This is a genomic window from Pseudomonas sp. NMI760_13, from assembly GCF_021283245.1.
Lineage (GTDB): Bacteria > Pseudomonadota > Gammaproteobacteria > Pseudomonadales > Pseudomonadaceae > Aquipseudomonas > Aquipseudomonas peradeniyensis.
Genome location: NZ_JAJSRC010000045.1, coordinates 26696 through 32695, shown reverse-complemented (window position 1 = coordinate 32695; position 6000 = coordinate 26696). Strand labels below are relative to the sequence as shown.

The 6000-nt window shown below is 65.0% G+C and carries 5 protein-coding genes; 2 read left to right on the top strand and 3 right to left on the bottom strand.

Annotated elements, in window-relative coordinates; all coding sequences use genetic code 11:
• Positions 1-91: 91 nt before the first annotated feature.
• From holA to leuS, 3 genes are all read right to left on the bottom strand, one after another.
• Complete coding sequence (gene holA, locus LU671_RS28010; protein ID WP_069016289.1) at positions 92-1129, bottom strand: DNA polymerase III subunit delta; 1038 nt, start codon at positions 1127-1129, stop codon at positions 92-94.
• A gap of 37 nt (positions 1130-1166) precedes the next feature.
• Positions 1167-1772, bottom strand: a complete 606-nt coding sequence (locus tag LU671_RS28005) for an LPS-assembly lipoprotein LptE (RefSeq protein ID WP_203648158.1) — start codon at positions 1770-1772, stop codon at positions 1167-1169.
• 62 nt (positions 1773-1834) lie between these two features.
• Entirely contained in the window at positions 1835-4441 is a 2607-nt protein-coding gene (leuS, locus tag LU671_RS28000; RefSeq protein WP_203648157.1) for a leucine--tRNA ligase, read from the bottom strand.
• Between the two features lie 240 nt (positions 4442-4681).
• Between leuS and LU671_RS27995 the strand changes: the two genes are divergently transcribed.
• Together LU671_RS27995 and LU671_RS27990 are read left to right on the top strand one after the other, a co-directional pair.
• Positions 4682-4996 carry a hypothetical protein gene (locus LU671_RS27995; protein WP_110737917.1) on the top strand — a complete coding sequence of 105 codons (315 nt, stop codon included), beginning with the start codon at positions 4682-4684 and terminating at the stop codon, positions 4994-4996.
• Positions 4997-5121: 125 nt separating this feature from the next.
• Positions 5122-5883: a YdcF family protein gene (locus tag LU671_RS27990; protein ID WP_203648156.1), complete on the top strand. Its 762-nt coding sequence runs from the start codon at positions 5122-5124 to the stop codon at positions 5881-5883.
• The last annotated feature ends 117 nt before the right edge of the window (positions 5884-6000 follow it).

Below are 6000 nucleotides of genomic sequence, written 5' to 3'. Positions count from 1 at the left end.
CACTGATTTTGCCTCCAATTGGGCGCCATCATAGCGCCCGATGAAGGTGTCCAAAATCATTAGGCCAGTTCACCTTGACCCGCGATGGGTTTTACTCGGCAGGCAGTGCCAATCGCTGTCCGGCCATCAGCAGCGACAACCGCGCCAGGCTGGTCCAGGGCGAGCCCTCTGCCTGCCCCTTGATCTGCGCATCAATACGCTGGGCATCCTGCAGCAACATGGCCCAGCGCTGAGCTGACAGGCGCTGCAAGGCCTTGCTCACCAGCGGGCGGCGTTTGTCCCACACCGGGGGGCGTGCCTGGCTGAACGCCTTGTCCAGTGGCACACCCTGGCTGAACTGCTGTGCAAGCCCTGCCAGCAGGCGCAGCTCGCGGGCCAGGGCCCAGAGAATCACCGGAGGCTCGACACCTTCGCCGCGCAACCCTTCGAGCATGCGCAAGGCGTGGGCCGCCTCGCCGTTGAGAATGGCATCCACCAGGCCGAAGACATCGAAGCGGGCGCTGTCAGCGACGGCGGCCTGGACGGTCTCCACGGTGATCTGGTTACCCTCGGCCAGCAGCTTGAGCTTCTCGATCTCCTGGGCGGCGGCCAGCAGGTTGCCCTCGACCCGGGCGGCGATCAGGTCGACGGCGTCTCGCTGGGCCGAAAGACCGGCCTGGGACAGGCGCTGGTTGATCCACTGTGGCAACTGCTGGGCGTCCACCGGCCAGATCTGGATGAACTGGCAGTGCGCGCCTTCGATCAGGGCCTTGCCCCACTTGGTCTTCTGCGCACTGCCATCGAGCTTGGGCAGGCTGATCAGCAGCAGCGTGTCCTCGGCCGGGTTGGCGCAGTATTCCATCAGCGCGGCGGCACCCTTGTCGCCGGGTTTGCCCGAGGGCAGGCGCAGTTCCAGCAGGCGGCGCTGTGCGAACAGCGACAGGCTGGCGCCGGCCAGGAGCAGGTTGCCCCAGTCGAAGTTGGCGTCGGCGCTGAATACCTGGCGTTCGTCGTAACCCTGCTGCCGAGCAGCGCTACGGATGGCGTCGGCGGCCTCCTGGCACAGCAGCGGATCGTCGCCGCTGACGATGTAGACGGGCGCCAGCTGGCCTTGCAGGTGCTTGTTGAGTTGGGCGGGAGCGAGCTTCATGGGGAGAGGCGGGGCACCTGAGGTGCCCCGATCAGGCTCAGGGAGCCGGGACTTCCAGCGGCGACTGCTGGGGCGTCTCGTCCTGGATGCGCTGGGCTTCCTGCATGGCCCGGGCTTCGGCTTCGGCACGCTCGTTGGCCTTGCGCTGCAGGTCGTCGAGGTGTGCCGGGGTCAATTGCTGGAGGCGGACCATCATGCCTTGTACCAGGTCACGACGGATTTCCTGGCGTACCTGGACGGCTTCCTGGCCGGAACCAGTAATGTTGTTGCCGTTGTACACGTAATACTTCTGCACCTGCAGTTTGTCTTCCAGCAGGATCGTGTCGTTCTGGCCTTCGACCGCGTAGTTCAGCACGACGGTCAGCTCGTACTCCGCCGAGCGGTTGCCACCACTGTAGGTGGCGGCACGCTGGGATTCCTGCTCGTTGGTGAGCACGAGCTTATAGGGTGCGCCGGTATAGACCTTCACGCCACTGTTCTGCAGTGTGCGGCGCAGTTGGGTGACCGTTTCGCCATAGGCGTTGCGTGCGCTGAGGTCCAGCTCCTTGATGGTCAGCTCGGTGGTGCCGGTGCCGCGCAGCTGGAAACCGCAGGCGCTGAGCAGGACAGCCAGGCCCATTACCAGCAGATTGCGTTTGATCATGTGTGTTGCTCCCTCGTGGACCGATTACGCCCGCCTGCAGGGTGTGCAGGCGGGCGTTGCCATCAGTTGGCGACGATGTTGACCAGTTTGCCCGGTACGACGATGACCTTGCGGATGGTCAGGCCGTCGGTGAAGCGCAGGACGTTCTCGTTGTTGCGGGCGGCGGCTTCGATTTCCTCGCGGCTGGCGGCGGCCGGCATCTCGACCTGGCCACGCAGCTTGCCGTTGACCTGCACCACCAGTGTCACGGTGTCCTGCACCAGGGCGCTTTCGTCGACCGTCGGCCAGGCCGCGTCGATTGCCGCCTGGTCGTGGCCCAGCGCCTTCCACAGCTCGTGGGAGATGTGCGGGGTGATCGGCGCCAGCAGCAGGGTGACGGCCTCGAGGCCTTCCTGCAGCAGGGCGCGGTCCTGGGCGCTGGCCTGTGGCGCCTTTTCCAGCACGTTCATCACGGTCATCACCTGGGCGATGGCGGTGTTGAACTTGTGGTACTGGCCCACGTCGGTGCTGGCCTGCTTGATGGCGGCATGGATGGCGCGGCGGATGACCTTCTGCTCGTCGCTCAGGGCGGCGATGTCCAGCTGGCCCGGCAGGCCCTGGGCCACATGGGCCTGGGCCAGGCGCCAGACACGGCGCAGGAAGCGGCTGGCACCCTCGACGCCGGAGTCGGACCACTCCAGGCTCATGTCGGGTGGCGAGGCGAACATCATGAACAGGCGGCAGGTGTCGGCGCCGTAGGCTTCGATCATCGACTGCGGGTCGACACCGTTGTTCTTCGATTTCGACATCTTCTCGGTGCCACCGATTTCCACCGGCAGGCCGTCGGTCTTCAGGCGCGCGCCGATGATCTTGGCCTTGGCGTCACGCTCGATCTCGACATCGGCCGGGTTGAACCAGTCCTTGCCGCCGTTGCTGGCGACACGGTAGTACGTTTCGGCGACGACCATGCCCTGGGTCAGCAGGTTCTTGAACGGCTCGTTGGAGGTGACCAGGCCTTCGTCACGCATCAGCTTGTGGAAGAAGCGCGCGTACAGCAGGTGCAGGATCGCGTGTTCGATGCCGCCGATGTACTGGTCCACCGGCAGCCAGTGGTTGGCGGCTTTCGGATCGACCAGGCCCTTGTCGTAATTCGGCGAGGCATAGCGGGCGAAGTACCAGGACGACTCGACGAAGGTGTCCATGGTGTCGGTTTCGCGCTTGGCCGCGCTGCCGCATTTCGGGCAGGTGCACTCGTAGAACTCGGGCATCCGCGCCAGCGGCGAACCGGCGCCGTCCGGCACCACGTTTTCTGGCAGGGTGACCGGCAGCTGGTCTTCCGGCACCGGCACATCGCCGCAGGACGGGCAGTGGATGATCGGGATCGGGCAGCCCCAGTAGCGCTGGCGGCTGATGCCCCAGTCGCGCAGGCGGAACTGGGTGCGGGATTTGCCCAGGTCCTTGCGGATCAGCGCGGCTTCTATGGCGTCGAAGGCGCCCTGGAAGTCCAGGCCGTCGAATTCACCGGAGTTGATCAGCTGGCCGTGCTCGCCGTAGGCGGCCAGCCACTCGCTGCCGACTTCGTCGCCGACGCTGGTGCGCACCACTGCCTTGACCGGCAGGTTGTACTTGTGGGCGAACTCGAAGTCGCGCTCGTCGTGGGCCGGCACGGCCATCACGGCGCCATCGCCGTAGTGCATCAGCACGTAGTTGGCGACCCATACCGGCAGCTTCTCGCCGGTCAGCGGGTGCTCGACGCACAGGGAAGTGGCCATGCCCTTCTTCTCCTGGGTGGCCATGTCGGCCTCGGCAACGCTGCCGCTCTTGCACTCGTCGATGAACGCTTGCAGCGCCGGGTTGCCCTGGGCCGCCTGGGTGGCCAGCGGGTGCTCGGCGGCGACGGCGACGTAGGTGGCGCCCATCAGCGTGTCGGGACGGGTGGTGAAGACCTTCAGGGTGCCTTCGTGGCCGATGCTGGCCTGGTCGTACGGGAACTGTACTTCCATGCCGCGGGACTTGCCGATCCAGTTGCGCTGCATGGTCTTGACCTGCTCAGGCCAGCCCGGCAGCTCGTCGAGGCTTTCCAGCAGCTCGTCGGCGTAGTCGGTGATGCGGAAGTAGTACATCGGGATTTCGCGCTTTTCGATCAGCGCGCCCGAACGCCAGCCACGGCCGTCGATGACCTGCTCGTTGGCCAGTACGGTCTGGTCCGCCGGGTCCCAGTTCACGGTGCCGTTCTTGCGGTAGATGATGCCTTTCTCGAACAGGCGGGTGAACAGCCACTGCTCCCAGCGGTAGTAGTCCGGCTTGCAGGTGGTGACTTCACGCGACCAGTCGATGGCCAGACCCAGGCTCTTGAGCTGGGTCTTCATGTAGTCGATGTTCTCGTAGGTCCACTTGGCCGGAGCGACGTTGTTCTTCATCGCGGCGTTTTCCGCCGGCATGCCGAAAGCGTCCCAGCCCATCGGTTGCAGGACGTTCTTGCCCAGCATGCGCTGGTAGCGGGCGATAACGTCACCGATGGTGTAGTTGCGCACATGGCCCATGTGTAGCTTGCCGCTCGGGTACGGGAACATCGATAGGCAGTAGTACGTGTCTTTGCCTGGCTGTTCGGTGACAGCGAACGATTGTTGCTCGTCCCAGGCATTCTGGGCGGCGGCTTCTACATCACGGGGCGTGTATTGTTCGTGCATGGCTACTTTGTATTGAGAGGAATAAGAGACATGTTCCAGGCAGCTCGACCTCGCTGCGTCCGGCACTCCGGGATCTTATGAGAGTGAACGCCGTAGCATACATGAGCGCCGCGCGTCGTGGGAAACCCTGATTGCATCGCCCGTCGCGCGGGCCGTTGGTCGCAGCGCCCGGCCGCTTTTGCGAGTGACGCTAAGCTCATCTGTGGGGGGAGATATTCTTACCTTCAATGAGGTGAACGGATGGGAGAGTCGCAACTAACCGCAAACAAGCCGGAGCTTTACGAACGCCTGATCGACCGCCTGGGCCTGGCACTGGAAGTGGCCCGGACCTCGGTGCGATTGCGCGACGAGATGCCTGCCGAACTGGAGTTGCGTGGCCTGAGCCATGCCGAGTTCGAGGTCATCAAGGCCTACCTGGAATCCCTCCCGGAGGGCCGTTTTGCCAGTGCCGGTGCCTACCCGCAACCGGAGCCGTCCTCGGCCAGGATCGTCTGGCTCAAGGACCGCAAGCGCTCCGGCGCCCCAGCCAGCTCCAGGACGTTGCCGTCCCGATAGCCGTTCAGGGTTGCAGGCGCGGTACTACGCGCCGGTTTTCGCAATGCACGCATCGATCGGCGCCGGTTGCCCTTGAGGCCCGGTGCCGATCCTCTTAGGCTGCACGCCTTCCATGGAGGTGTGTGATGCCGATCCGCTTTTTCATCAAACAATGGCTGATGCCGCCCGGCATCCTGTTCCTGCTGTTGCTGGTCGCCTGGTGGTGGCGCCGTCGCCGCCCACGCCTGGCGGCGGCCTGCTTTGCCCTGGGCGTGGGTGGTTTGTGGCTGATGAGTCTGCCGTTGACCGTCGAGCAGGTGGCCCGGGCCCTTGAAACAGAACCTGCGTTGATGGCGGATGAATGGGCGGGCCTGGCGGCCAGGGCCGATGCCATTGTGGTTCTGGGCGCCGGGCGCGAGCGCGGTGATCCGGCGTGGGCCGGTACTGACCAGCCGACCTACGTGGCACTGGAGCGCATGCGCTATGCCGCCCACCTGGCCAAGGCCTCGGGGTTGCCGGTGCTGACCAGTGGTGGCCTGCACTATGGCACGCCACCCAGCGAGGCTCAGCTGATGGCTGATCGGCTGCAGGCCGATTTTGCTGTGAAGGTCACTTGGAAGGAGGAAGCCAGCCACACCACCTGGGAAAACGCCGAGTTCAGCGCGAAGGTGTTGCAGCCATTGGGCATCCGGCGGGTGGTGGTGGTGACCCAGGCCTGGCACATGCAGCGTGCACGCTGGAGCTTTGAACGGGCCGGGTTCGAGGTGGTGCCGGCGCCGGTGGGTTTCCTCGGGCGCGATCATGCAAGACCGTTCGCGGGATTGCTGCCGGAAAGCCGGGCCATGTGGCAGAGCGGGCAGTTGCTGAACGAGGCGGTGGGTTTGCTGGGGTATCGGTTGTTCTACTGATGCCCAGCGCACACGGCCCTCTGTAGGAGCGGCCTCGTGCCGCGAAAGGGCCGCAAGGCGGCCCCGCGATCTGTGCATGTACGCCAAGACCCCGGGGCTGCTTCGCAGCCCTTTCGC